Source organism: Agromyces sp. Y182, assembly GCF_059445385.1.
The window spans coordinates 1,168,680-1,194,769 of record NZ_JCAIUF010000002.1; the positions used below are offsets into that span (position 1 = coordinate 1,168,680).

The 26,090-nt window shown below is 68.5% G+C and carries 22 protein-coding genes and 1 tRNA gene; 3 read left to right on the plus strand and 20 right to left on the minus strand.

Translation table 11 applies throughout. From position 1 onward, the window contains the following. Positions 1-3 precede the first annotated feature (3 nt). The 12 genes from AC1C2R_RS20000 to AC1C2R_RS20055 form a co-directional block, all read right to left on the minus strand. On the minus strand, positions 4-1,401 hold the full coding sequence (locus tag AC1C2R_RS20000) for a glycosyltransferase (protein ID WP_495381043.1): 1,398 nt from the start codon (positions 1,399-1,401) through the stop codon (positions 4-6). After that, the gene (gene wecB / locus AC1C2R_RS20005) at positions 1,394-2,719 is read right to left on the minus strand and encodes a non-hydrolyzing UDP-N-acetylglucosamine 2-epimerase (protein WP_495353353.1); all 1,326 of its coding nucleotides are present in this window, start codon (positions 2,717-2,719) and stop codon (positions 1,394-1,396) included. Before wecB ends, AC1C2R_RS20000 begins: the two co-directional genes overlap by 8 nt. A gap of 114 nt (positions 2,720-2,833) precedes the next feature. Next, positions 2,834-2,907, minus strand: a tRNA-Leu gene (locus AC1C2R_RS20010). A 51-nt stretch (positions 2,908-2,958) separates the two neighbouring features. Next, positions 2,959-4,365, minus strand: a complete 1,407-nt coding sequence (locus tag AC1C2R_RS20015) for an NAD(P)/FAD-dependent oxidoreductase (protein WP_495353352.1) — start codon at positions 4,363-4,365, stop codon at positions 2,959-2,961. A 49-nt stretch (positions 4,366-4,414) separates the two neighbouring features. After that, complete coding sequence (locus AC1C2R_RS20020) at positions 4,415-5,695, minus strand: S8 family serine peptidase (protein WP_495381044.1); 1,281 nt, start codon at positions 5,693-5,695, stop codon at positions 4,415-4,417. A 62-nt stretch (positions 5,696-5,757) separates the two neighbouring features. Then, a complete protein-coding gene (locus AC1C2R_RS20025; protein ID WP_495381045.1) occupies positions 5,758-6,333 on the minus strand; it encodes a DUF501 domain-containing protein in 576 nt (191 codons plus the stop codon). After that, a complete protein-coding gene (locus tag AC1C2R_RS20030) occupies positions 6,330-7,031 on the minus strand; it encodes an FtsB family cell division protein (protein ID WP_495381046.1) in 702 nt (233 codons plus the stop codon). The genes AC1C2R_RS20025 and AC1C2R_RS20030 overlap by 4 nt, the downstream gene beginning before the upstream one ends. 79 nt (positions 7,032-7,110) lie before the next feature. Beyond that, the gene (eno, locus tag AC1C2R_RS20035; RefSeq protein ID WP_495353348.1) at positions 7,111-8,391 is read right to left on the minus strand and encodes a phosphopyruvate hydratase; all 1,281 of its coding nucleotides are present in this window, start codon (positions 8,389-8,391) and stop codon (positions 7,111-7,113) included. A gap of 225 nt (positions 8,392-8,616) precedes the next feature. Beyond that, positions 8,617-9,543, minus strand: a complete 927-nt coding sequence (locus AC1C2R_RS20040) for a hypothetical protein (protein WP_495381047.1) — start codon at positions 9,541-9,543, stop codon at positions 8,617-8,619. A 147-nt stretch (positions 9,544-9,690) separates the two neighbouring features. Continuing rightward, the gene (gene hisS, locus AC1C2R_RS20045) at positions 9,691-10,956 is read right to left on the minus strand and encodes a histidine--tRNA ligase (protein ID WP_495381048.1); all 1,266 of its coding nucleotides are present in this window, start codon (positions 10,954-10,956) and stop codon (positions 9,691-9,693) included. 86 nt (positions 10,957-11,042) lie between these two features. Continuing rightward, on the minus strand, positions 11,043-11,483 hold the full coding sequence (locus AC1C2R_RS20050) for a DUF6841 family protein (protein ID WP_495381049.1): 441 nt from the start codon (positions 11,481-11,483) through the stop codon (positions 11,043-11,045). An 80-nt stretch (positions 11,484-11,563) separates the two neighbouring features. Next, complete coding sequence (locus AC1C2R_RS20055) at positions 11,564-12,277, minus strand: nucleoside triphosphate pyrophosphohydrolase (protein ID WP_495381050.1); 714 nt, start codon at positions 12,275-12,277, stop codon at positions 11,564-11,566. 149 nt (positions 12,278-12,426) lie between these two features. Here AC1C2R_RS20055 and AC1C2R_RS20060 point away from each other — a divergent pair, with 149 nt between their 5' ends. Together AC1C2R_RS20060 and AC1C2R_RS20065 are read left to right on the plus strand one after the other, a co-directional pair. After that, on the plus strand, positions 12,427-13,626 hold the full coding sequence (locus AC1C2R_RS20060) for a Na+/H+ antiporter NhaA (protein WP_495381051.1): 1,200 nt from the start codon (positions 12,427-12,429) through the stop codon (positions 13,624-13,626). A gap of 36 nt (positions 13,627-13,662) precedes the next feature. Next, positions 13,663-13,959, plus strand: a complete 297-nt coding sequence (locus AC1C2R_RS20065; RefSeq protein ID WP_495381052.1) for a hypothetical protein — start codon at positions 13,663-13,665, stop codon at positions 13,957-13,959. A 135-nt stretch (positions 13,960-14,094) separates the two neighbouring features. Here AC1C2R_RS20065 and mfd read toward each other — a convergent pair whose 3' ends face one another. After that, complete coding sequence (gene mfd / locus AC1C2R_RS20070) at positions 14,095-17,814, minus strand: transcription-repair coupling factor (RefSeq protein WP_495381053.1); 3,720 nt, start codon at positions 17,812-17,814, stop codon at positions 14,095-14,097. A 151-nt stretch (positions 17,815-17,965) separates the two neighbouring features. Between mfd and AC1C2R_RS20075 the strand changes: the two genes are divergently transcribed. Beyond that, positions 17,966-18,682, plus strand: a complete 717-nt coding sequence (locus AC1C2R_RS20075; protein ID WP_495381054.1) for a ribonuclease H family protein — start codon at positions 17,966-17,968, stop codon at positions 18,680-18,682. Positions 18,683-18,715: 33 nt separating this feature from the next. On the opposite strand, the gene pth is transcribed toward AC1C2R_RS20075, so the two are convergent. The 7 genes from pth to AC1C2R_RS20110 form a co-directional block, all read right to left on the minus strand. Next, on the minus strand, positions 18,716-19,345 hold the full coding sequence (gene pth, locus AC1C2R_RS20080) for an aminoacyl-tRNA hydrolase (RefSeq protein ID WP_495381055.1): 630 nt from the start codon (positions 19,343-19,345) through the stop codon (positions 18,716-18,718). A 112-nt stretch (positions 19,346-19,457) separates the two neighbouring features. Continuing rightward, positions 19,458-20,090 carry a 50S ribosomal protein L25/general stress protein Ctc gene (locus AC1C2R_RS20085; RefSeq protein ID WP_495353338.1) on the minus strand — a complete coding sequence of 211 codons (633 nt, stop codon included), beginning with the start codon at positions 20,088-20,090 and terminating at the stop codon, positions 19,458-19,460. A gap of 253 nt (positions 20,091-20,343) precedes the next feature. After that, positions 20,344-21,582, minus strand: a complete 1,239-nt coding sequence (gene manD / locus AC1C2R_RS20090) for a D-mannonate dehydratase ManD (RefSeq protein ID WP_495353337.1) — start codon at positions 21,580-21,582, stop codon at positions 20,344-20,346. Positions 21,583-21,639: 57 nt separating this feature from the next. Beyond that, on the minus strand, positions 21,640-22,785 hold the full coding sequence (gene dgoD, locus AC1C2R_RS20095; RefSeq protein WP_495381056.1) for a galactonate dehydratase: 1,146 nt from the start codon (positions 22,783-22,785) through the stop codon (positions 21,640-21,642). A 7-nt stretch (positions 22,786-22,792) separates the two neighbouring features. Continuing rightward, positions 22,793-23,689: a carbohydrate ABC transporter permease gene (locus AC1C2R_RS20100; protein WP_495353335.1), complete on the minus strand. Its 897-nt coding sequence runs from the start codon at positions 23,687-23,689 to the stop codon at positions 22,793-22,795. Next, positions 23,686-24,636, minus strand: coding sequence for a carbohydrate ABC transporter permease (locus tag AC1C2R_RS20105; protein ID WP_495353334.1), 951 nt, complete (start codon positions 24,634-24,636; stop codon positions 23,686-23,688). The genes AC1C2R_RS20100 and AC1C2R_RS20105 overlap by 4 nt, the downstream gene beginning before the upstream one ends. A 49-nt stretch (positions 24,637-24,685) precedes the next feature. Next, entirely contained in the window at positions 24,686-25,981 is a 1,296-nt protein-coding gene (locus AC1C2R_RS20110; protein WP_495381057.1) for an ABC transporter substrate-binding protein, read from the minus strand. Positions 25,982-26,090: the final 109 nt, after the last annotated feature.

Consider the following 26,090-nt stretch of genomic DNA (forward strand, 5'->3'; position numbering starts at 1 on the left):
CGATCACGTTTCGGGGCGGATCGGGCCGGCGACACCGGCGGGGCCCGTCGGTTCACCCGCGAGGGGGTCGACCGGTTCGGGCAGGTCGGGCTCGATCGCCTCGCGCGCGGTCTTCGCCCAACTCGTTCGCCCCGTCCAGTGACGCACGAGTGCTGTGAGGAAGACCGGGAAGACGATCCAGGTGTAGGCGGCGTACGGCACCGTCTCGACGAGCGCGAACAGGAACCCGCGAACGCTGCGACGACGGAGGAAGAGCGTGATGAAACCCGGACCGAACCCGAGCATGAAGAACAGCAGGAGGATCGTCAACGTCGCCGGGATGATGGGAATCTGCAACACGACGGCCAGCACGATCGTCGCGAAGAAGTCGAGCCCGGCGGCGGAGATCAGCACGGGCGTCAGCATGTAGTGCACGGCGTCGATCCTCGCGATCGGGCCCTGCTCGATGCGAGCGGTGCCACCGATCAGGCCGAGCGCCTGCCAGCCGCCCTGAGCCCAGCGCACCCGCTGGCGGTAGAGGCGTCGCAAGGCGGGAACGCCCTGCTGGTCGATCGCAGCGCCGTTCTCCTGGGCGCCGCGCCATCCGGCCTGGAGGAGCCGCACCCCCAGATCCTGGTCCTCCGTGAGTCGATCGCGCCACGGCCCGTCGTCCACCGCGATCGAGGTCAGCGCGGACAAGCGGTTGAACTGGCCGTTGCCGCCCATGTTCGCCGTCCCCCACGAAGCGCGGCCGGCCTGGTAGACGAACCCGAACGACGAGAACTCGACATCCTGCGCCCAGGTCAGGAATCGATCCGAGTTGTAGATGCGCACGAGCACCTGCACTCCGGCCACGAAGGGGTCGACGAAATGCCAGGCGACCCGGCTCGGCGCGTGGCGCTCGAGTCGACCATCGGCGTCGACGATGCCGACGATCACCCGGTCGTGTGCGATTCCGCTGAACGCGGGCTCGCTCAGCAACTCGTCGCGGATGTGATGGTAGGCCTCGTTGAGGGCGGCCGCCTTGCCGCGCCGAGCGTTCGGAGGTGTGCGGGTCAGCACCCGCAGTCGCGGGTCGTCGATACCGCGCAGGATCTCTCCGGTCCGGTCGGTCGACCCGTCGTTGACGACCAGGATGACCGCGCGTTGCGCGTCGACGTCGCGGAGTCGTGCCACGCTGTCGGCGATCGTCACCTCCTCGTCGAGCGCTGGCACCACGAAGACCCAGAGGAAGTCGTCCACGTCCGGCTCGCCCTCCGGAATCGGATGTCTGCGCCCTCGCCGAGACCGGTGACCCGCGATCGCGAGACCCGAAATGGAGACGAAGGAGATCACCGTCAAGGTCAACGCGATCCAGAAGAGCACCTGGAAGACGATCGGAACCCCGGCGAACAAGTCCGCCCAGACGATCGGCTCAAGCACCAGCCACACCACCGAGGCCGTCGGCCACACCATCGTGCTGAAGCTCGGCGAGATCGTCGGCAGGGTCCTCGAGGTACCCCGCCGCGCGCAGCACGCCCTTGCGGTCGATCCCGGTGCCGAACTGTTGCGGAGCGTGACCATCGAATACGACGTGCTCGGTGAGCGCGAGAATCCGATCGGCTGCGTGGCCGTCACCGTACGGGTTCGACCGAGCCGAGCGCCGAGCGTACTCCCGCGGATCGTCGAGCAACCGGGATGCGGCCGAGATGATGCGATCGGGGTCGGAGCCCACGAGCTCGACCGTGCCCGCCTCGACGCCCTCCTGCCGCTCCGTGGTCTCGCGCAGCACGAGAACCGGCCTGCCGAGCGCCGGCGCTTCCTCCTGGATGCCACCCGAGTCGCTGATGACGAAGGCGGCTCGACCGAGGAGTCGCGAGAACCCCGCGTAGCCCATCGACTCCACCAAGGAGGCATTCGGATGCGATGTCAGGTGACGGCGCAGCACCTCCTGCACCGCCGGATTCGGATGCAGCGGCACGATGAATCGCACGTCGGGATACGCCGCCGCGAGGTGTGCGACGGCCCCCGCGATGCGCTCGAGCGGATCGCCCCAGTTCTCTCGTCGGTGGGCCGTCACCACGACGATGCGCGTCGTCTCGTCGTCCTCGAGATCTTCGAGGCCCGCGACCCCGTAGGGCACGTCGAGCGAGGCCGCGAAGAACAGCGTGTCGATCGCGGTGTTGCCGCTCACGAAGATGCGGCCCTCATCGATCCCCTCGAGGATCAGGTTCTGCTCGTTGCGGAAGGTCGGGGCGAGGTGCAGCGCGGCGATGCGCGAGATGAGCTGACGGTTCAGCTCCTCGGGGAACGGCGAGAGCGTGTCATCCGTGCGCAGCCCGGCCTCGACGTGCACGACCGGCACCCGGGTGTGGAACGCCGCGAGCGCCGCCGCTGCCGCACTCGACGTGTCGCCGTGCACGAAGCATGCCACCGGAAACCCATCGGGTGGCGCACCGTAGTTCGTCTCCCGAGTCGGCCCGAATCTCTCGAAGACACGGCTCATGCCGCCGAGCACGTCGGCGAAGAGCTGGTTGAGGCTGCGGCCGGGGGCCGCGACATCGAACGTCACATCTGCCTCGACGCCGCCCAGGGCGAGCACATTCTCGACGAGCTCGGCGTGCTGACCCGTCGAGACGACGAACGAGGCGAAGCGGCTGCTGTCGCGGAACGCCCGGATGACGGGCAGCATCTTGATCGCCTCCGGCCGCGTGCCGACGACGAAGACGACGACGAGCGGTCCCTGCACGGCGTTCTCCATGCGCCCACCGTATCCATGTGGCGCGACAGGTGCCAGAGTCGGGCGATCCGATCCGCCGCGCTCCTCGGCATGCCAAGCGGGGTCCGAATCGCACGGGAATGGAGGAGCGTACGGTGCTCCCGCTGGGACTCGAACCCAGACTGAGGCGATTTTAAGTCGCCTGCCTCTGCCGATTGGGCTACGGGAGCGCGGCGCCACCCGAAGGGCGGCGCCGCGTCACAGCATAGTCAGAGCCGTCGCTACTTGGCGGCGACGGTCTCTCTCTTGGTCGACTTGCTCACCTTCGCGGCTGCATCCGCAGCCGGGACCGGCGCCTCGACGGCCGGCGGCTTCGGACGTGCGGCGAACAGCTCGAACTGCGCGCGCGGCTGTTGCACCGCAGCGAGCGAGACGATGTCGCGGCCGAGCCAGAAGTTGTTCCACCAACCCCAGAAGACGCGGAACTTGCGCTCCCAGCTCGGGATGGCGAGCCCGTGGTACCCGCGGTGGGCGAACCAGGCGATGAGGCCCGTCAGCGCGAGCTTGCCCGACTGGAAGACGCCGGAGCCGATGCCGAGACCGGCGACCGCGCCGAGGTTCTTGTGGAAGTACTGCTTCGGCTCTTCGCCGCGCAGCACCGCGACGATATTCTTCGCGAGGAGCTTGCCCTGACGCACCGCGTGCTGGGCGTTCGGCACGCAGTAGCCGCCGACGCCCCCACCGGTCAGGTCGGGCACCGCGGCGATGTCGCCGGCTGCCCAGGCGTCGGCCACGAACTCCTCGTCGTCTCCGATTCGGAGGTCGGCGCGGGTCTTGAGACGGCCGCGCTCTTCGACGGGCAGGTCGCTCGACCGCACGATGGCAGGGTTCGCCATGACACCGGCGGTCCAGACGATCAGATCGGTCTCGAAGCTCTCACCGGTCGACAGCTCGATGACGCCGTCGACGGCGCTCGTGAGCTGCGTGTCGAGGTGGATCTCGGCGCCGCGCTGGGCGAGGTGCTTGATGACCCAGTGGCTCGTCGGCAGGGAGACCTCGGGCATGATGCGCCCCATGGCCTCGATGAGGTGGAAGTGCGTCTCGTCGAAGGTGAGCTGCGGGTAGTACTCGAGCAGTGAGCTCGCGAAGGAACGGAGCTCGGCGAAGATCTCGATGCCGGCGAAGCCGCCGCCGACGACGACGAACGTGAGCAGCCGCTCGCGCTCGGGGCCCGGGGGCAGGTTCGAAGCCAGGTCGAAGTTCGTGAGCACACGGTCGCGGATGGCGACCGCCTCTTCGATCGACTTGAGGCCGATGGCGTTGTCGGCGATGCCCGGGATCGGGAAGGTACGCGAGACTGCGCCGCCCGTGACCACGACGACGTCGTAGTCGAACTGCCACGGCTCGCCCAACTCGGGCGTGATCGTCGCGGTCTTGGCCGCGTGGTCGATACGGGTGACCTTGGCGGTCACGACGTTCGTCTTCTTCAGGTGCCGGCGCTGTGCGACGACGGCGTGCCGGGGCTCGATCGAGCCGGCCGCCACCTCAGGCAGGAACGGCTGGTACGTCATGTAGGGCAGCGGGTCGACGATCGTCACCTCGGCCTCGCCGGCACGCAGCCACTTCTCGAGCTTCCACGCCGTGTAGAACCCCGCATAGCCACCGCCGACGATGAGAATCTTGGGCACGGTGAATGGACTCCTCAGTTTTGGAACGTGCGGGCTGATTTGCGTGCGATCACTGCTCGCGAATGCGGACAGTCCGCCTGGTATGCCGAGTGGCGCCGATGCCCAACAGCGCTGCTAGCGTACCAAACCCTGCGACCAGTGAGAGCGGCACCGTGATGTAGGCGAGCGTCCAGGGCGTGGGCAACAGCGTCTGCGCGCCATCCGACCTCGGTAACGGCGGATCGGCGATCGGCACGATCGGCACTTCTTCAGCGCTCTCCTCGGGAGACGCCACCTCGGCGCGGCGATGCAGGGTGATCCAGTCGGCGAGGCTGCCGAGCGGATTCTCGTCGACCTTCGTCACATTCGCCGTGAGGGCGGCAACGGGGTCGATCAGGCCGTAACCGTAGAGCGCACTGGGCACCGCCTGGTCGTTCGGGTCGGCCGTCGCGATGAGACGTTTGATGACGTTCGCCGCGTCGAGCTCGGGATGCTCGGCGCGAATGAGCGCGACGAGCCCCGAAACGATGGGCGCCGCACCGCTCGTGCCGTCCCAGATCACGTAACTGCCGTCGGGTTGCAGACCGACGAGCTGTTCGCTCGGCGCCGCGACGGCGATCGTGATGCCCTGAGAGCTGGCATCGAGGCTCGCGTTCTTCGACTTGTCGACGCCTGCGACCGTCAGTACGCCCGGGATCGTCGCCGGCGCGCCGACCTCGCTCGTTCCGCTGCCTCGATTGCCGGCCGCCGCCACGACGACGACGTCGTGGTCGTACGCGTACATGAACGCGTCGTCCCAGCTCACGGGCCAGTCGCGGGTGTTGCGGGTCAGCGACATGTTGATGACGTCGGCGCCGTTGTCGACCGCCCAGCGCACCGCCTCGGCGATCTGGTCGTCGTTCGACTTCACCGCGCCCGTGTCCTGCCCGAACGCGACCGAGACGGTCAACAGGGATGCCTCGGGCGCGATGCCGATCATGCCGTTGCCCTCGCCGGTGCCGCGACCGGCGAGCAGGCCCGCGACCATGGTGCCGTGCGTGTTGTCTTCGCCCACGGGCGTCTGCCCGTCGGGGGTGCCGAGCCCCGAGACATCCGTGCCGTCGGTGACCGCGCCGCGAAGCTCGGCGACGTTGCCGTTGACGCCCGTGTCGATGACCGCCACCGTGACACCCTTGCCGCGGGTCGTGTTCCACGCGGTCGTGAAGCCGTAGTCGGTGAGCCAGTACTCGTAGTCGCGCACGAGGTCGGCGTGCGCCGGTGCCGCGCCCGCGAGTGCGAGGAGGGTCGCCGCCGCGACCGCGGCAGTCGCCCGCGCGAGCAGGGCGAGGGGGCGGCGGCGGGCGCCGAGCACACCACGAGCACCCCGCGCCGGAGGCGGCGGGCGCTCAGCAGATCGAGTGCGACGACGGAGGATCACGCGGTCGAACCCCCGGTCGCGTCGGCCTCGGCTGGCGCGTCGATCTCGACCGGCGCGTCGTCGACTCCGTAGTCGGGGCAACGGCACACTGCAGGCGACCAGCTCGAGCGCTCGAGCGCGATGTCACCCATCGGGTTGGCGCCCGGCCCCGCTGCGAGCGCATGTGCAGCGAGCGCGTGCAGGCATTTCACGCGGGTGGGCATGCCGCCCGCGGAGATGCCGGCGAGCTCGGGGACGACCGCGATCGACTCCCGATCGGCGAGGTAGTCGCCGTGCGCCCGCCCGTAGGCGCCGGCGACCCCTGGGTCGCTCTCGAGGAGCTCACTGCACTCGACCATCAGTTGCGCCGCTTCGAGGAACGACATCGCCGCGGTCGCGACGGGGTGCGAGAGGTAGTAGAACGTCGGGAACGGGGTGCCGTCGGACAGGCGTGGGGCCGTCGAGACCACGGTCGGCGCGCCGCAGACGCAGCGGGCGGCGATGCCCACGACGTCGCGCGCAGGGCGGCCGAGTTGCGCAGAGACGATGCGAACATCGCGCTCGCTCACCGTCTCGAAGGGCGGGCGGCTCATCGGGTCTCCTGGGCGGCGGGCGGCGCGATCGTCGCCGCGGGGTCGGTCGGCGCGGGGTCGGTCGCTGCGGGGTCGCTCGACTGCGGCACGGCCTCGGGTGCCAGCCCCGCGGTCAGCGCGGAGTCGAGCAGGGTGCGCATCCAGTCGCCCTTCGATTCGGTCACGTCGGCGGAGACTTCGGTCGCGGCATCCGCCTTCGCCGCTGCCGTCCGGTCGTCGTAGACGAGGTAACTCACCTCGCCCGGCATCACGTAATAGAGACGCTCTCGCGCCTGGGTCACGATGAACGTGTCGTCGTTCCAGCGCTCACGTTCGGCGCGGAGGCGCGCCACCTCCTCCTCTTGTGCGGAGACGGCGGCGCGGAGCTCTGCGATCTGCTGCCGCTGTTGTGCATACGCCCCGATGGTCGGCGCGAGCACCACCACGGCGAGCACGAGCACTCCCATCATGATGAGGGAGAAACCTGAGAATCGGATGCCGCTGAGCCATCCCGATCGCACCGAGCCGGTCGCCTGGGCGGCCTGACGGCTGCGTGCGGTGGCTTTCGCGGAGCCCGCGGCCTTCGCCGAGCCCGCGGCCTTCGCCGATGTGCCTGCCCCCCGCTTGGTCGGGGCCGGCTTCGAGGTCGGGGCCGGCTTCGGGGTCGGAACCGTCGGACGCCTGGGGGCACGGCCGGAGCGACCGGTATCGTCGCGCATCGCTCCTCCTCGTCGTCGACCCGGATCAACGCGACGACGGGGGCGGCCACGCGGCCGCCCCCGTCACGCGCGAACTGCTCTAGGCCGTGTAGCGGGGGAACGCCGTGCGGCCGGCGTACACCGCGGCCTCACCGAGCTCCTCTTCGATCCTCAGAAGCTGATTGTACTTGGCGACCCGCTCGCTCCTGGCCGGCGCGCCCGTCTTGATCTGACCGCAGTCGGTCGCGACCGCGAGGTCGGCGATCGTCGTGTCTTCGGTTTCGCCGGAGCGGTGCGACATGACGACGGTGTAACCCGAGCGCTGCGCGAGCGTGACGGCGTCGAGCGTCTCGGTGAGGGTGCCGATCTGGTTCACCTTGACGAGGATCGAGTTGCCGGTGTGCTTGGCGATGCCCTCGGCGAGACGCTTCGGGTTGGTGACGAAGAGGTCGTCACCGACGAGCTGCAGCTTCGTGCCGAGCTCGGTCGTGAGCTGCGCCCAGCCGTCCCAATCGGACTCGTCGAGCGGATCCTCGATGGAGACGAGTGGGTAGGCGGCGGCGAGCTCGGCGTAGTACGCGCTCATCTCGGCCGACGTGCGGTCCTTGCCCTCGAAGCGGTAGACGCCGTTCTCGTGGAACTCGCTCGCCGCGACATCCAGGCCGAGGGCGATGTCGGTACCGAGCGTGAAGCCGGCCTTCTCGATCGCCTCGGAGATGAAGTCGAGTGCAGCACGGTTGTGCGCGAAGTCGGGGGCGAAACCGCCCTCGTCGCCGAGACCGGTCGACAGGCCCTTGGCCTTCAGCAGGCCCTTGAGCGCGTGGTAGGTCTCGACACCCCAGCGGAGGCCCTCGGAGTAGGTGGGTGCGCCGATCGGCAGCACCATGAACTCCTGGATGTCGACACCGGTGTCGGCGTGCGCGCCACCGTTGATGATGTTCATCATCGGCACGGGCAGCACGTGGGCGTTCGGGCCCCCGAGGTAGCGGAAGAGTGGCAGGTCGGCCGATTCGGCTGCGGCCTTCGCGACGGCGAGGGAGACGCCGAGGATGGAGTTGGCGCCGAGGCGGCTCTTGTTCTCGGTGCCGTCGGCCTCGATGAGGGCGGCGTCGACGAGGCGCTGGTCGGCAGCGTCGAGGTCTTCGATGGCGGGGCCGAGGTCGTCGAGCACGGCGTCGACAGCCTTCTGCACGCCCTTGCCGAGATAACGGTCGTTGTCGCCGTCGCGCAGCTCGTACGCCTCGAAGGCGCCCGTCGATGCGCCCGAGGGCACTGCGGCGCGGGCGAGCGAGCCGTCGTCGAGCAGCACCTCGACCTCGACGGTCGGGTTGCCGCGCGAGTCGAGAATCTCGCGTGCGCCTACAGCTTCGATGATTGCCACAGTGAACTCCTCTGTGATGGGTGGGTGTACAGCGGACGACTCCGTCGTGATCCGCCAGCCAGTCTAGTTACGCTCGCGACCGGCGACCACGCCGCCGCAGGTCTCGGCCGGATGACCTGCGCCACGTGGCATCCGCTCGCCGCCCGACGCGAAACGTCGCAGATGGCGACTTCTGCGCGCAGGTGGTCGCCATCTGCGACCTCTCGGTGAGGTGGTCCTCGGCACTCAACGGGCGACGCGAGCCTCGGCGAGCGCGATCAGCGCTCGGACTCGCGCGATGAACGCCGCCTGATCGACGAAGAGATCATCTGAGGTCACGCGGATCACGGTCCAGCCCGCGGCCTCGAAATCGCGCTTCCGACGGATGTCCCGCTGCCAGATCGCACGATTCGTACGATGACCGTCGCCCTCGTACTCGAAGACGATCCGCCAGTGCTCCCACTTCAGATCCGGATGCAGCACGGTCCCGTCTGCCATCGGCGTCGGGTCGTTCGGCACCGGCTCGGGGAAGCCATGTTCGACGAGCACGAGCCGAGTGAGCGATTCGGGTCGCGACTCGGCTCCGACCCTGACCCTCTGGAGCGCCCATGTGAGGTTGCGGGCACCTCGGCGCCCCGCCCAACGCTCCGCGGCACGCGCAAGCTCTTCCCTGCTCGTGAGCGCCGGAGCTCGCCCGCTTCGCGTACGGGCTCCGGTGACGAGCGCATCGCCGACGGCGACGAGGTCGGAGCGATCGAGCGTTGCCGCGAGCTGACACCACACGAGCGCAGGGTCCACGACCGGGAGTGCATGGCGCAGCACCGCGGGACTCGGTGCATCACTCGAGTGCCCGGCCACACCACGGCCGCGCGCCCGCACGAGCCCGGGAGGCGAGATCACGTGGAGCAGCGGGCCCGCCGCCGGCAAGGGCGCACCGAACAGCAGCGCAGCAGTCTCGTGACTGAATGCCTCGCCCGGGCGCAGCAAGGGCTCGTAGGCACGGCAGCGATCGAGCACCGAATCGAGGTCGAGACCGACCGACCGCACGGCCGTGAACGGCCGCTGCACGTCACTCGCGCGAAGCCGGCTCCGTGTCGATTCGTGCAACGCCACGTCGCGCACGTGGAACGCCATGCCGGTGAGGTAGCCGGGCAGAGTTGATCGATTCCGCACACACCGACTCTGCCCCTACGCCCGGATTCGGGTCGTTCACTCTCCACAGGCCCGTCTCAGAGCGCGTCGAAACGTCGCGGATGGCGACTTCTGCGCGCAAGAGGTCGCCATCCGCGACCTCTCGCGTGCAGGGAGCGGAAGGAAGGGTCAGCCGAGGTCGCGGAACGCGAGCGACGCGGCATCCGTAGAGCCGACGCCGACCTGCGCGAAGGCGTCGAAGCCGTCGGCGGTCACGCGGTCGAGCAGGGCGCGCAGGTTCTTCACGCGGCGCTCGAGACGAACCCGGGCTCCGGATGCCACGAGCTCGCGTTTCAGGGCGAGCAGCTGTGCCGCAGGGACATCCGCGTCGTGGACGAGCACGACGGCACGGGGGCGTTCCTCGTCGCGCACGGCCAGCAGGTCGACGATGCGCTCGAAGCCGATCGAGAAGCCGCACGCCGGCACCTCCTGGCCCAGGAAGCGCCCGATCATGTGGTCGTATCGGCCGCCGCCGCCGAGCGAATAGGCGTAGTCGGGGTGGGCGATCTCGAAGATCGAGCCGGTGTAGTAGCCCATGCCGCGCACGAGGGTCGGGTCGAACTCGATCGCAGCATCGGGCAGCGCCGCGCGCAGCGCGAGCAGCTCGGCGTAGGCCTCGCGGTCGAGCCACGCAGGCGGGGGCGTGACGCCATCGGCCAGGTGCCAATCGGCGGCGGTCAGCGCCTCGAGCTCCGCCGCGACATCCGCGTCGCCAGTCACGATGCCGAGCTCGGCGAGTTCGGCCGCCACTCCCCCGGTGCCGATCTTGTCGAGCTTGTCGATCGTGATGAGCGCGCGTTCGCGCAGTTCGTCGGGCACGCCCCACGAGCCGAGGATGCCGGCGAGGATCCGCCGGTCGTTCAGCCGGATCGTGCACCCGGCGAGGCCGAGCGCGTCGAGCGTCGCGACGGTCGCGGTGAGCAACTCGAGCTCCGCGAGCGGGCCGGCTTCGCCGATGATGTCGATGTCGCACTGCACGAACTGGCGGTAGCGACCCTTCTGCGGGCGCTCCGCGCGCCACACGGGCGCGATCTGGATCGCCCGGAACACCGGTGGCAGCGCGGCCCGGTGCGTCGCGTAGAACCGCGCGAGCGGCACCGTGAGGTCGTAGCGCAGGCCGAGATCGGCGAGCGAGAGGGCATCGCCGGATGCCGCGGCGCGCGCCAGGTCGTCGGTGGTCAAGCCGCGCTTCATGACGGCGAATGCGAGTTTCTCGTTGTCGCCGCCAAGGCCGGCGTGCAGCCGCGACGCGTCTTCCATGACCGGCGTCTCGATCTCGTCGAAGCCGTGCGCCGCATAGACCCCGCGGATCACGCCGAGGGCGTGCTCGCGTCGGGCCTTCTCGGCAGGCAGGAAGTCGCGCATTCCGCGCGGTGGAGTGACGGATGCGACCATGCCGACCATTCTTCCAGCACGCGGGCGTCGCCCGTGGCGCACGCCTGCGCACGCGTCAAGCTCGCGTGAGCCCACGTCAACCTGCGTCAGCCCGCGTCGAGCTCGATCCCGCGAGCCGCCGCCGCGCCGCGCAGCGCCTCGGCTTCGTCGATGCCGACGGCGAGGTAGACGTGCAGTCCGTCGGCGTCGTCGCGCACGAGGTACTCGGAATCGCTCGTCACGATGAGCTCGTCGTTCGCGTCGAGATAGCTCCACCGCACGCGCACCATGGAGATGAGCTCGGTGAGCGCGCTCACGGCGCGAAGTTCGGGCACTGCCGACTCGAGCCCGAGCCCCTGGTAGAGCGGATACGACGATGAGAGGCCGGCGGCCATGTCGGCGCGACTCTCGAGCGCTCCGGCGAACTCGTCGGTCATCACCATGCCGGGCAGTCCCCAGAGCTGCGCGGTCGCTTCCGCGTCGTATTCGCGGAGCGCCGCAGCGTAGGCATCGAAGAACTCGGCGAGCCGCTCCTCTTCGATGCCCATGGACTCCTCCTCGGTGCGCCCGTCTCCTCCGACGGTACGCCCGCGCCGCGGCATCCGCGAGCCATCGGGCGGCGGGGCCGTCAGTCGGTGCGCGACCGCTCCGCCGCGCGCACCTCGTCTTCGAGGCCCCGCACAGCGACGCGCAGCGCGCGCTCCGCGTCGAGTCCCTGCGAGCGCGCGGATGCCACGAGCCCGAGCAGTACCGCGCCGAGCTCGCCCTCGGTCGCGGGCGTCGCGGGCGCGGGCGTCGCGGGCGGCGCCGACCCCGCGGCATCCGTCACGCCGACCTTCTCGGCCTTGCCGAGCACCTTCTGCGCGAGCGCGAGCGCCGGCATGCCGCGCGGGATGCCGTCGAGCACGCTCGTACGGTGCGGCTTCTCGTCGGCCTTGAGGTCGTCCCAGAAGGCGACGACGTCGGCGGCGGTCTCGGCCTCGCGATCGCCGAAGACATGCGGATGCCGCGACACCATCTTCGCCGTCATGTGACGGGCGACATCGTCGATGTCGAAGTCTTCACCGGGTGTCTGCGCGGCGAGGTCGGCGTGGAAGAGCACCTGGTAGAGCACATCGCCGAGTTCCTCGATCATCTCCTCGCGACTACCGGACTCGATCGCGTCGATGAGCTCCCAGCTCTCCTCCACGAGGTACTGCACGAGGCTCTCGTGGGTCTGCTCCGCGTCCCAGGGGCATCCGCCCGGCGCACGGAGCCGGGCGACCATCGCGACCAGCTCCGTGAGTCCCTCGTGCGCGTCGCGGGACTCGGCCGATGCGTGTTCGGTGCGGGCGTCGCTCATGCGTGCCAGCCTACGTCGACCCCACCCCGATAGGATCGAACGCGGAGCGCCGGGAAGTCTGGTCGGCCGACGGGAGACCGTCGTCATCGTCCCACCGACGTCGCATGCGTATCCGAGGCTGGTGCGCACGAGACTTCTTGGAGTCCCATATGAACTTCCTTCGCTCGGAGCGCTGGTCAGCAGCCCTCCTCCTCATCGCCGCAGTGCTCGGCCTCGTGATCGCGAACCTGCCCGTGGGCGCCGAGCTCATCGCCCTGAAGAACGAACACCTCGACCTGCCGTGGCTCGGTCTCGACCTCTCTGCCGGGCACTGGATCAGCGACGGGCTGCTCGCCGTCTTCTTCTTCATCGTCGCCGTCGAGCTGAAGCGCGAACTCGTCATCGGCGAACTCAACTCGCTGTCGAAGGCGCTGCTGCCTGCGATCGCAGCGATCGGCGGGGTCGCCGTGCCCGCGCTCATCTTCTTCGCGTTCACGGCGGGCACCGAGACGGTCGACGGATGGCCCATCCCGACGGCGACCGACATCGCCTTCGCCCTCGGCGTGCTCGCGATGTTCGGCAGATGGATCCCGACCCGCGTTCGGGTCTTCCTCCTCGCGCTCGCGGTGCTCGACGACCTCATCGCGATCCTGATCATCGCCTTCTTCTTCACCGACGACGCCGACCTCGCATCACTCGGCTTCGCCGGCATCGCCATCGCCCTCTTCGGCGCGGTCAGTCGCATGATGAAGCCGCGCTCGACGTGGATCCTCTCGCGACGGCCGCAATGGCCGATCGGGCTCGTGCTCGTCGCACTCGGCGTGCTCGCCTGGTACTTCGTCTCCCAATCGGGTGTGCACGCGACGATCGCGGGCGTCGCGCTCGGCCTCGTCATGGCGCGTCGCCCGGGCGGGCGGGCGGTGCACTCGCTCGAGCCGTGGTCGAACGGCATCATCTTGCCGCTGTTCGCGTTCTCGGCGGCGATGGTCGCGTTTCCGCAGGTGGAGCCGAGCGAACTCGACCCCGCGTTCTGGGGCATCCTCGTCGGGCTGCCGGTCGGCAAGATCGTCGGCATCATGCTGGCCGGCGGCCTCGGCGCGCTCGTCGTTCGCCGTCGAACTGGAATCCCGCTCACGCTCGGCGACCTCTTCGTCGTCGGTACGCTCGGCGGCATCGGTTTCACGGTCTCGCTGCTCATGAACGAGCTCGCCTTCGCCGGGCTGCCGGAGGTCGCCGACGAGGGCACGCTCGCGGTGCTGCTGGGCTCGGGTATCGCGATCGCGGCCTCCGGCGTCGTCGTGAGTCTGCGCTCGGCGCAGTATCGCAAGCACGGCGGCCACGCGGGCGTCGGCGGGGCGTTCTCGCGCTGACCATGCAACACCGAACCCACCTGTCAGACTGATTCGATGAGCGACAGCACGCCCGCAGCCCGTTTTCTTCGTGCAGAGCTGCACGAGACCCGCCGTCGGGGCCTCGGCAAGGCGTGGCACACCGCCCTGCTGCTCGCTGGCGAGGCCACGGGCCTCGGCGGCCCGTCGATCGCCGACCTCGTGGTCATGCGTGCGGGCACCGATGCACCGGTGATCCGCACGAGGGCCGGCTCCCTCGACGAGGCCGACGCCCTGCTTCGGGCGATCAACGCCGATCTCGAGCGGATGTCGGTCGAGGAGTTCCTCGCCGAGTGGGGCCACCTGAGGGTCTAGCTCGAGGTTCCGCCGACGGTTCGACTCGCTCGCGGCACCCGCCGACGGTTCGACTCGCTCGCGGCACCCGCCGACGGTTCGCTCGCTCGCAGCTCCGCCGAAGGTTCGACTCGCTCGCGGCTCCGCCGACGGTGTCTAGCTCGCGGCACCGCCGCCTGAGCCGGCGGCGCTCCCCGCCGCCGCGGCATCCGTCGCAGGCGCCTCAGGCACCGGGAAGATCGCGATGATGAGCCGCGACACCCAGTCGATGAGGTCGGCGTCGCCCGGCAGTTCGCCGTTGGTGACCGGGAACGGCACGAGGATCACGTCGTTCTGGGCGAAGTGCTTGGCGCCCGGGTACATGCGCTCGAGGCGCACACGACGCGAGTCGGGGATGTTCGCGGGGGCGATGCGGAGTTTCGACCCGGTGGCGATGACGTCGGAGAGGCCGGCGCGCTGCGCCTCGCGGCGCAGTCGGGAAACGGCGATGAGGTGCTTGACCTGCTCGGGGGGCTCACCGTAGCGGTCGACGAGTTCGTCGAGCACCTCATCGATCTGCCCGTCTTTGGCGGCGGGGCCGCTCGCGGCGGAGAGCTTCTGGTACGCCTCGAGGCGCAGCCGTTCGCTGTCGACGTAGTCGTCGGGGATGTGTGCGTCGACCGGCAGTTCGAGCCGGAGCTCGGTCTGCCCTTGCGCGACATCGCCGCGGAACGCGGAGACCGCCTCGCCGATCATGCGCAGGTACAGGTCGAAGCCGACGCCCGCGATGTGACCGGCCTGCTCGGCACCGAGGAGGTTGCCTGCGCCGCGGATCTCGAGGTCTTTCAGCGCGACCTGCATGCCGCTGCCGAGCTCGTTGTTCGCGGCGATCGTCGAGAGGCGGTCGTGCGCGGTCTCGGAGAGCGGCTTCGCCGGATCGTAGAGGAAGTAGCCGTACGCACGCTCACGGCCACGGCCGACGCGACCGCGCAGCTGGTGCAGCTGGCTGAGCCCGTACTTGTCGGCGCGATCGATGATGATCGTGTTCGCGTTCGTGATGTCGAGGCCGGTCTCGATGATCGTCGTCGAGACGAGCACGTCGAACTTGCGCTCCCAGAAGTCGTTCACGATCTGCTCGAGCACGTGTTCGTTCAGCTGGCCGTGCGCGACGGCGATGCGCGCCTCGGGCACGAGCTCGGCGAGTTGCGCGGCGGCACGGTTGATCGAGGAGACCCGGTTGTGCACGAAGAAGACCTGCCCCTCGCGGAGCATCTCGCGGCGGATCGCCGCGGAGACCTGCTGCTCGGAGTACGGCCCGACGAAAGTGAGGATGGGGTGCCGGTCTTCTGGCGGCGTCGCGAGCGTGGACATCTCGCGGATGCCGGTGACGGCCATCTCGAGCGAACGCGGGATCGGCGTCGCGCTCATCGCGAGGATGTCGACGTTGGTCTTCAGCTTCTTGAGCGAGTCTTTGTGCTCGACGCCGAAGCGCTGCTCCTCGTCGATGATGACGAGGCCGACATCTTTGAAGATCACCTTCTCGGTGAGGATGCGGTGCGTGCCGATGACCATGTCGACCGTGCCGTCGGCGAGCCCCGCGATGGTGTCCCGCGCCTCTTTGTCGCTCTGGAACCGGCTGAGGGCGCGCACGTGCACGGGGAATCCGGCGTACCGCTCGTTGAACGTCTCGAGGTGCTGCTTCACGAGGAGCGTGGTGGGCACGAGCATCGCGACCTGCTTGCCGTCTTGGATCGCCTTGAACGCGGCACGAACGGCGACCTCGGTCTTGCCGAACCCGACGTCGCCCGCGAGCAGGCGATCCATGGGGATCGGCCGCTCCATGTCGGCTTTCACCTCGTCGATCGTCTGCACCTGGTCGGGTGTCTCGACGAACGGGAAGGCCTCTTCGAGTTCGTGCTGCCAGGGCGTGTCGGGCCCGAACGCGTGGCCCTTCGCCGCCATGCGCGCCGAGTAGAGCTTGACGAGCTCGACGGCGATGTCGCGCACCGCCTTGCGGGCGCGGCCCTTGGCCTGGGACCAGTCGCTGCCGCCCATCTTCGAGAGCGATGGGGCTTCGCCCCCGACGTATCGGGAGAGCAGGTCGAGCTGGTCGGTCGGCACGAAGAGCCGGTCGCCCGCGTGACCTCGCTTGGATGGCGCGTATTCGATGACGAGGTACTCGCGCACTGCGGTCGGCTGCTGCTGGATGCCCGCAGTACGACTCGGTCCGGTCGGGCGCGAGCCCGTGGCAACCTCGCGTTGGACCATTTCGATGAACTTGCCGATGCCGTGCGTCTGGTGCACGACGTAGTCTCCGGCCTTCAACTGCAGCGGGTCGACGACGTTGCGGCGACGACTCGCGAGCTTCTTGCCCTGCCGTGCGTCGTAGCCGGCCGAGCGACCGTAGAACTCGGCTTCGGCGATGAGGCCGAGTTTCAGCTCGGGCACTTCGTAGCCGCGCGAGGCATCGGCCTGCACGAGGTAGGCGACCCCGGGCTCGAGCTTCGGCGGGACCTCGTCGACGATCCGTGCGGCGAGTCCTGCTTCTGCGAGCACGTCTCGTGCGCGCTCGACGAGACCGTGACCGGCGGATGCCACGACGAGGCTCCATCCGTCGCGCAGGCGTTCGGCGGCATGATCGACCGCGCCGGCCACGTTGCCCTGGAAGCTCGGCATCGCATTCGCCGCGAGCCGCACCGTCGTCGATGCGCCGGCCGTCTGCGGTGCGACCTCGCCGCCCGCGGCCGCGACGACCTCGGCCGCGTCGCCGATGTCGAAGCCCGAGAAGTTCCACCACACCCGACGAGGGTCGGGCTCTCCGGGTGCACTGAACAGCGCGGCATCCCGTAACTGGCGCACCGTGAGGAAGTCACCGGCCGCGAGATCGATCGGCGCTTCGGCGCCCGCTGTGGCTGCGCTCCACGCTGCTCCGAGGAACTCGCGGTTGGTCTCCCCGAGACTCACCGCCCGGCCGGCGACGCGCTCGGGCGCGAGCACCGCGACGGCCGCCCCCTCCGGCAGGTAGTGCGTGAGCGGCACGAGTCGGTCGAGGAGTGCCGGCGCGAGCGATTCCATGCCCTCGACGGGGATGCCCTCGGAGATCTTCTCGAGCAGCCCCGACAAGCTCGGGAACTCGTGCACCATCTCCCGCGCGCGCTGGCGCACGGGCCCGGTGAGCAGCAGTTCTCGGCTCGGCGGCAGGGTCACGCGTTCGACCGCGTCGGGCAGCGACCGCTGGTCGGCGACTGAGAACGCGCGCAGCTCTTCGACCTCATCACCGAAGAACTCGACCCGCACCGGATGGTCGGCGGTCGGCGGGAAGACGTCGAGGATGCCGCCGCGCACGGCGAACTCGCCTCGACGCGCGACCATGTCGACGCGGGCATATGCGAGGTCGACGAGCTTCGTTGCGAGGTCCGCGAGGTTGTACCCGCGCCCTCGGGCGACGAGTTCGACAGGTTCGAGCGAGGCGAGATTGTCAGCGAGCGGCTGCAGGGCCGCGCGCACCGAGGCGACCACGACGAGCGGATGCCGCGAGCCGGCCTCTGACCATTCGTGCATGCGGCGCAGCGCATGCAGCCGGCGTCCGACGGTCTCGGCCGACGGGCTCAGTCGCTCGTGCGGCAGCGTCTCCCATGCGGGGAACTCGAGCAACTCTGCATCGGCGAGGTACGGCGCAAGCGACGCCCTCAAGGATTCGCCCTCACGGCTCGTGGCGGTGATGACGAGCAGCGCGGGCGGGAGTCCTGCCTCTGCGCGGCGTTGCAGGAGGCCGGCGAGCAGTGGGGCGTCGAGACCGTCGGGGGCCGAGAAGTCAGCGTTCCTCTGGGCTTCGGCGAGCGCGGCGTCGACGGTTGCGGCGCGCGAAAGCGCCGTGAGAAAGCCTTGGAGGTTCACCCGACGAGTCTACGCGGCACGTCCGACACACCGTCCGGCCTCGCGGAGTCCGAGGCGATCCGCACGCGACCCGCCGCTGCACGCGCGCACGGCGTCGTCGTCGCCCGCCGATACGATGGGCGCGCACGTCGAACGCCAGGAGGCTCCCGCAATGATCACCGCTGCCGCAGACGGATCCGCCCTCGGCAACCCAGGCCCGGCCGGCTGGGCCTGGTACGTCGACGACGACTGCTGGGCCGCCGGCGGGTGGAAGCACGCCACCAACAACCAGGGCGAGCTGAAGGCGGTGCTCGAACTCTTCCGCGCGACGGCCCACCTCGACGATGACCTCCTCGTGCAGTGCGACAGCCAGTACGTGATCAACTCGGTCACCAAGTGGATGCCCGGCTGGAAGCGCAAGGGCTGGCGCAAGTCAGACGGCAAGCCGGTCATGAACGTCGAGCTCCTTCAGGAGCTCGACGAAGCGATCGCCGGGCGCCGCTACCGCTTCGAATGGGTGAAGGGCCACGTGGGTCACGAGCTCAACGAGGCGGCCGACGTGCGCGCTCGCGCGGTCGCCGAGGCGTATCAACGCGGCTTGTCGGTTCCCGGTGGCCCGGGGTGGAGCGGGGCCTGCGAGACGGATGGCTCGGCGACGATCGCCGAACCCGCGCCTGCAGCCGAAGCCGTACCGGAACCAGAGCCCGCACCGACACGCGACGCCGTCGCGCCCGCCTTCGACGACGGCGCGCTGTTCAGCCTCGACCCCGAGCCCGAGGCGTGGCACAGCATCACGCTCGAGCTCTCGACCGAAGAACTCGATCGGCTCCGCGTACGCTCCCAAGCCGAGGGCCTTCCGCCCGAGGAATTCCTCCGCGGGCTGATCTGAGTCCGCGGCGAGCCGATCCGGTCCGTCTTGCGCCTAACTCGGTGCGTGGAATCGCTGTTGCGCCGCCACGAGCCCTTCGCTCGCCACCGCCTCGACCGCGTCCGCGGCATCCGACACCAGGTTCGGAAGGTTCGGGCGCTCCGCGCTCGAGAAGTCCTTCAGTACGAAATCGGCCGGGTCCTGCCTGCCGGGAGGGCGGCCGATGCCGACGCGCACGCGCGTGAACGGCGCTGAATCGGTGGCCTTCTGAATGTCTCGGAGTCCGTTGTGCCCGCCGTGCCCGCCGCCCTGCTTCAAGCGCACGGTGTCGAACGGCAGATCGAGTTCGTCGTGCACGACGATGAGGCGCTCGGGCTCGATCGAATAGAACTTCAGGAGCGCCGCGACCGGCCCGCCCGAAGTGTTCATATAGCCATTGGGCTTGGCGATGACGAGCTTCGGGCCGCCCGGGCGGAGGAATCCCTCGGCGACACGCGACGGCGTCTTGTGGCTCTTGAACTGCGCACCGATGCGTGCGGCGAGTTCGTCGGCGACCATGTGGCCCACGTTGTGCCGGTTGCCGGCGTATTGCGCGCCCGGGTTGCCGAGGCCGACCACGAGCCAGGTGTTCTGGGCCACGATGTCGTCCTTCCGGCGAGGGCGCAACAGGTCGAGGAATCCCATCTGACCTCCGAGCGAGCGAGAAACGCGTGGGCCCCGCGCCCCGCGTTCCGAGCGTACCCGGATGCGGGAGGCGAGGCCCCGACGCGGTGGTGCGAGTGCAGTGGTGCGAGTGCTACTCGGCCGGCTCTTCGGCGGCCTCTTCGGCAGCGCCTTCGGCCGCTTCGCCCTCGGCGGCCTCTGCAGCGGCCTCTTCGCCCAGGTCGACCTTCTGCGGCGTGTGCACGTTGATGACGAGCGCCTCGGGGTCGGAGAGGAGCGTCGAGCCCTTGGGCAGTTCGACGGCGCCCGCAAGGATCTGCGTGCCCTCTTCGAGACCTTCGACGTTCACGACGACGCGCTCGGGGATGTGGGTCGCTTCGGCCTCGAGCGAGAGGGTGTGCTGGTCGAGGTCGGCGATCGTGCCCGGGGCAGGCTCGCCCTCGAGGTGCACGGGCACCTCGACTTGGACCTTCTCGCCCTTCTTGATGACGATGAGGTCGAGGTGCTCGATGACCTGGTGCACCGGGTCCTTCTGCACGTCCTTCACGAGGGCGAGCTGGCTCTTGCCGTCGATCTGCAGGTCGAGCACGGCGTTCGCCTTGCGGAGGATGAGCCCGATCTGGTGCGCCGGGAGCGCGACGTGCACGGGGTCGGTGCCGTGACCGTAGACGACCGCGGGGATCTTGCCGGCGGCGCGGAGCTTGCGGGCCGCACCCTTGCCGAACGATTCGCGCGCGTCTGCGACGACCTTGTTGTCTTCAGCCATTTGTTTCTCCTTGCTGGGCCCGGCTTTGGAGGCGCTGGCGGCCCAGATCGTGTGTCTGTTGTCTCGACTCGAACGCGCGCAACGAATGTGCGCAAATGCGTGAGGAAAAGCCGTGGAGCCTGCTCCTACCGCGTCGATCACGGATGCCGCCGCCCGCTCTCGCGACCGGTGAGGCATCCCTCGCCGAAGTCCAATCGACAAGTCTACCGGATGTCGCGCGCCCTCGACACCGCGGTCTTCAGCACGCCGGAGTTCACCAGTCGTGGACGGTGCCGTCCGCAAGACGGTTGTATGGGAGGTATGCCTGCTCGTAGGGATACTTTCCCGCTTCATCCACGTTGAGGTCGACGCCGATGCCCGGGTTGTCCCCGGGGTGCAGCAGTCCGTCCTTCCACGTGTACGACTGCTCGAAGACCGCATCGGTCTTCGAACCGTGCTTCATATACTCCTGGATGCCGAAATTGTGAATCGCGAGGCCCAGGTGCATGGCTGCGGCCATGCCGACGGGTGAGATGTCGGTCGGCCCGTGCATGCCCGACTTGATCTGGTACTGCGCCGCGTAGTCGAGCACCTTCTTCAGGTGCGAGATGCCGCCCGTGTGGGTGACCGCGCTGCGCACGTAGTCGATGAGCTGCTCACGGATGATCTGCTGGTAGTCCCACACCGTGTTGAAGATCTCGCCGATGGCGAGCGGCGTGGTCGTGTGCTGACGCACGAGCCGCAGCGCCTCGGGGTTCTCGGCGGGCGTGCAGTCCTCGAGCCAGAACAGGTCGTAGGGCTCGAGGGACTTGCCGAGCTGGGCGGCCTGGATCGGCGTCATCCGGTGATGTCCGTCGTGCAGGAGCGGTAACTCCGGCCCGAACTCGGACCGCACGGCCTCGAACACCGTCGGCACATGGCGCAGGTACGAGCGGGTGTCCCAGTCCTCCTCCTTCGGATACGCGCCGCGCTGGGCGGGCTCGTAGTCGTAGCGAACGCCCGTGTTCCCCTCGAGGGTGGCATTGGAGGCGATGCCGTAGATCGATTCGAGACCGGGCACCCCGGTCTGGATCCGAATCGCCCGGTACCCCTGTTCCTGGTACGAACGCACGCTGTCGAACAATTCCTCGTTCGACTTGCCAGAGGCGTGACCATAGGCGAGCAGACCGGTTCGCGATGCCCCGCCGAGCAACTGGTAGAGCGGCATCCCGGCGGCCTTCGCCTTGATGTCCCAGAGCGCGACATCAACCGCCGCGATCGCCGCCATCGTGACCGGACCACGACGCCAGTACGCGCTTCGGTAGAGGAACTGCCAGGTGTCCTCGATCTTCGACGCATCGCGACCGATGAGCAGAGGCACCACGTGGTCCTTGAGATAGCTCACCACCGCGAGCTCCCGGCCGTTGAGGGTTCCGTCGCCGAGCCCGGTGATGCCCTCGTCGGTCGTCAGCTTGAGAGTGACGAAGTTGCGATCGGGGCTGGTGACGATGACTTCCGCGCGTTCGATCTTCATGATGGATCCTATTCTGCTGAGAGTGGCTCTGGCCGGCGAGATCTCCGGGTCATCTCGTCACCATTCCGCCAGGGAACCGTCGTCGTGCCGCCAGATCGGCGAACGCCATTCGTGCCCCGCCCTGTCGGCCGCACGCACGGCGGCCTCGTCGATCTCGATGCCGAGGCCAGGCCCGGTCAGTCGCTCGATGGCGCCGTCGACGAATTTGAGCGGCTCCGTGTCGAGCACGTAGTCGAGCACCTCGGCGCCCGTGTTGTAGTGGATGCCGATGCTCTGCTCCTGGATGAGGTAGTTCGGCGTCGCGAAACCCACCTGCAGGCATGCGGCGAGCGCGAGCGGCCCGATCGGGCAGTGCGGCGCCAACTGCACGTCGTAGGCCTCGGCGAGGGAGGCGATGCGACGCACCTCGCTGATGCCGCCGGCGTGCGACAGGTCGGGCTGAGCGACGGCGATTCCGGCCGCGAGCACGGGAAGGAACTCCTGCCTGCTGTACAGCCGTTCGCCCGTCGCCACCGGGATCGTCGTCGACGAGACGAGCGCACCGATCGCATGCGAGTTCTCGGGCACGATCGGCTCCTCGAGGAAGAACGGGTGGAACGGCTCCAGCAGCGGCGCGATACGGCGCGCGGTCGCGAGCGTGAATCTCCCGTGGAGGTCCACGGCGATGTCGCGGGCCGGGCCGAGCACCTCACGGGCAGCGGCGACCCGCTCGACGACGGCATCCAGTTCAGCCGCCGAGCCGTTGCGGCTCATCCGGCCGCTCGCGTTCATCTTCACCGCGGTCAGCCCGACATCGAGCTGAGCCCCGATGGCATCCGCAATCTCCGCCGGGTCGTCGCCGCCGACCCAGCCGTAGGCACGGATGCGGTCGCGCACCGCTCCGCCGAGCAGTTGGTGCACGGGCACGCCGAGGTGACGGCCGGCGATGTCCCACAGCGCCTGGTCGATGCCCGAGACGGCGCTCGAGAGCACCGGCCCGCCCCGGTAGAAGCCGGACTTGCTGAGTACCTGCCAGTGGTCCTCGATCGTGAGCGGGTCGCGCCCGATCAGGTACTCGGCGAATTGCTCGACGGCGGTGCGGACCGTTGCCGAGTGGCCTTCGAGGGATGCCTCGCCCCAGCCTGCGACGCCCGAGTCCGTCTCGATGCGGACGAACAGCCAGCGGGGCGCGACCATGAAGGTCTCGACGCGATCGATGAGCACGGCGGGATCAGCCCTTCGTCGCGCCGGCGGTGAGCCCCGACACGATGTACTTCTGGGTGAACAGGGCGATGACCATGATCGGCACGGTCACGACGACGGCGGCAGCCATGAGTCCTCCCCAGTCGATGCTCGCGTACGACACGAAGTTGAAGATCGCCACGGGCAGGGTTTTCGTGTTTGCGCCGGAGAGCACGAGCGCGAACATGAAGTTGTTCCACGAGAAGATGATCGACAGGATTCCCGCTGTCGCGATGCCGGGGGTCGACAGCGGCAGCGTGATCCTGAGGAATGCGCCGATCGGCGTGAGCCCGTCGACCTGCGCCGACTCTTCGAGGTCCTCCGGAAGCGAGTCGAAGAACGACATCATGATGTACACGATGAGCGGCAGCGCGACGAACATGTGCGACAGGATCAACACGCTGTAGTCGCCCACCATGCGCAGATTCGCGAAGATGAAGTACCACGGCACGAGCAGGCTGACACCGGGGATGATGCGCGCCAGCAGCACGATGCCCGCCGACTTCTGCATGGTGAACCGGCTCATCGCGTAGGCGGCGGGAACCCCCACCAGCAGGGAGAGCGCCGTCGAGGCGAATGCGATCCAGGCGCTGTTGAAGATGAACTGGAAGTAGTTGTCGCGCCCCAGCACGTTCGCGAAGTTGTCGAGCGTGGGCGTGAACGCGAGCGTCTTGCCGACGTCGTAGATGTCGACGTTCGTCTTGAACGACGACAGCAGCATCCAGGCGAGGGGCAGGATGAAGACGACGACGATGACGATGAGCGAGACTGCGCGGAACCACGTGTAGGCGCGGGAGCGCAATGGTTTGCGCCGACGGGCCGGCGGCGGAGGCGGTGAACTCGCGGGGGGAGCCGGTGTCGTGGTCGATTCGACGGTCGTGGTCATTGCGACGCCTTCTCCTTTCTTCTGAACGTGATGGCCCACATGATCGCGATGATCAGCAGGAAGAAGATCATGAGCACAGCGGATGCGACGCCGTAGTCGTTGTAGTCGAAGCTGAGTCCGTAGGCGTAGACGTTGAGCGTCTCGACCTCGTGGAACGAGCCGCCGCCCTTGCCCTTCGTCGCGTACAGGATGTCGAAGGTCTTGAGCGCGTCGATGCTGCGCAGCAGGATGGCGACGATGACCGTCGTCCTGAGCAGCGGCAGCGTGACATACCAGAAGCGCTGCCACGCGCTGGCGCCATCGATGCGGGCCGCCTCGTCGGGCTCGTCGGAGAGGGAGGTGAGGCCTGCGAGAAGGATGAGCACGACCATCGGCGTCCACTGCCAGATGTCGACGAACATGAGGGTCGGCAGGGCCGTCAGCTCGCCCGACAGCCACGGCTGCGGCGGGATGCCGAAGAAGCCGAGCAGCTGGTTGGCGAAGCCGATGTTGGGGTCGAAGATGAGCTTCCACATCATGCCGACCGCGACGGGAGTCGCGACGAGAGGCAGCAGGATGGCGACCCGCACCCAGCGCTCGCCGCGGAACGGGCGCCAGAGGAGCAGGGCGATGGCCATGCCGAGCACGAGTTCGACGATGAGCACACCGCCCGTGAACAGGAAGGTGCGCCAGACCGCCGGCCAGAAACGGTCGAAGTCGGTGAAGACCTCGGCGTAGTTCTCGAAGCCGATGAACTCGTGCTCGGCGCGCACCGATCCTTCGGAGTTGGTGAAGCTCAGGTAGATCGTCCAGACGAGCGGGATGGCGACCAGCAGGCCGACGATGATCATCGCCGGGGAGGCGAACAGCCACTTGCGGCGGCGATTCGCCCAATCGGAGAACGCCTTCTGTGGCGATGGGCGGATGCCGGTCTCCGTCGATGTACGGGCACTGGTCGTCGCAGTCATCGTTCACCTCCTCGTGAGTGAGAATCCGGGGGTTGGGTGCTGGGTGCTGCTACTGGCTCTCTTCGTCGAGGAGCGCCTGGAGCGCCTCGTTCGCGGCATCCGCGGCGGCATCCGAGTCTCCACCGGTGATGGCGACGACGATCGGATCGCCGACGATCTCACGCGCCTCGGGGACCTTGACGACGAGCGGTCGGTCGTGGCCGACGCCGTTCTTGGTGCTGATGGCGATCGCCTCGGCGAGGTCTGCCGGGTAGGTCGAGATTCCCTCGGGGTCGTCCCACACGGAAGCGCGGGCGCCGGGGACGCCGGCCTGCTGGATCTCGAGCGTCATCTCCTGGCTGGTCGCCCATTCGATGAACTTCCAGGCGTTGTCCTGGTTCGAGGAAGTCTCGTTGACGCCGAGCGCCCACGAGGGCACGTTGTATGCCTTGGAGCCGTCGGGACCGGCCGGGATGGGGGCGAAACCGACGGTGTCGGACACCTTCGAGTTCTCGGGGTCGGTCGCGTTCTTGTAGAGGCTGTCGGCCTCGGTGTAGAACGCCGCACCGCCTTGCGTGAAGATGGCCATCGCCTCGGACCAGCTCATGTCGGTGCTGACGTTTTCGGGGCCGAAGTCGTGGATCAGCTTGCCGTAGGTCTCGTACGCGGCCTTCGCTTCTGGCGTGTTCACGCTCGCGTCGCCGTCTTCGTCGATGAAGTCACCGCCATAGCTGTACAGGAAGCTCGAGAATTGGGTGACCGCCGCGGACTTGCCGGTGCGGGCCACGAAGCCCGCGATGCCGGGGTTCTCGTTCTTGATCTGCTCCGCCGCGGCGAGGAGGTCGTCCATCGTCTTGGGAACCTCGAGGCCGGCTGCCTCGAGCAGATCCTTGCGGTAGTAGAGCACCTCCTGCTCGGTGATGATCGGCACGCCGACGACCTGGCCGTCATAACTCGTCGAGTTGACGGGGCCCTCCTGGTAGTCCGACCAGTCCCAGTCGCTGCTCTCGGTGACGCGGTCGCTCAGGTCGGCCATGTAGCCGTTCTTGGCGAAGAGCTTGCCCTCCTGGAGGGGGCGGTACATCATGACGTCGATCTCGTCGGTGCCCGCGTTGAGCTTGACGTTGTACTGGTCGGAGAGCTGGTCTTCTCCGAACTGGGCGACCTCGACCGTGATGCCCGTCTCCTTCTCGAACTCGGGGATCTTCTCCTTGATGATGTCGGTCCACACGTGGTTGACGAGCGTGACGCGCACCGTGTCGGAGCCCTCCCCGCCGTCGCCGCCCGAGCTGCAGGCCGAGAGCCCGCCTCCCAGGAGCAGGGCGGCGGTCGCGAGCCCGGTGATTCGGATGACAGATCGCTTCATTACGACTTCCTCTGTGTCTTGGTGATGATGCACTCCTCTGTGCACGGAGATTCCGCACTTCACGATCGCTACGTCATCTCAATGGAGGCACCATAACAAATAAAGTCAT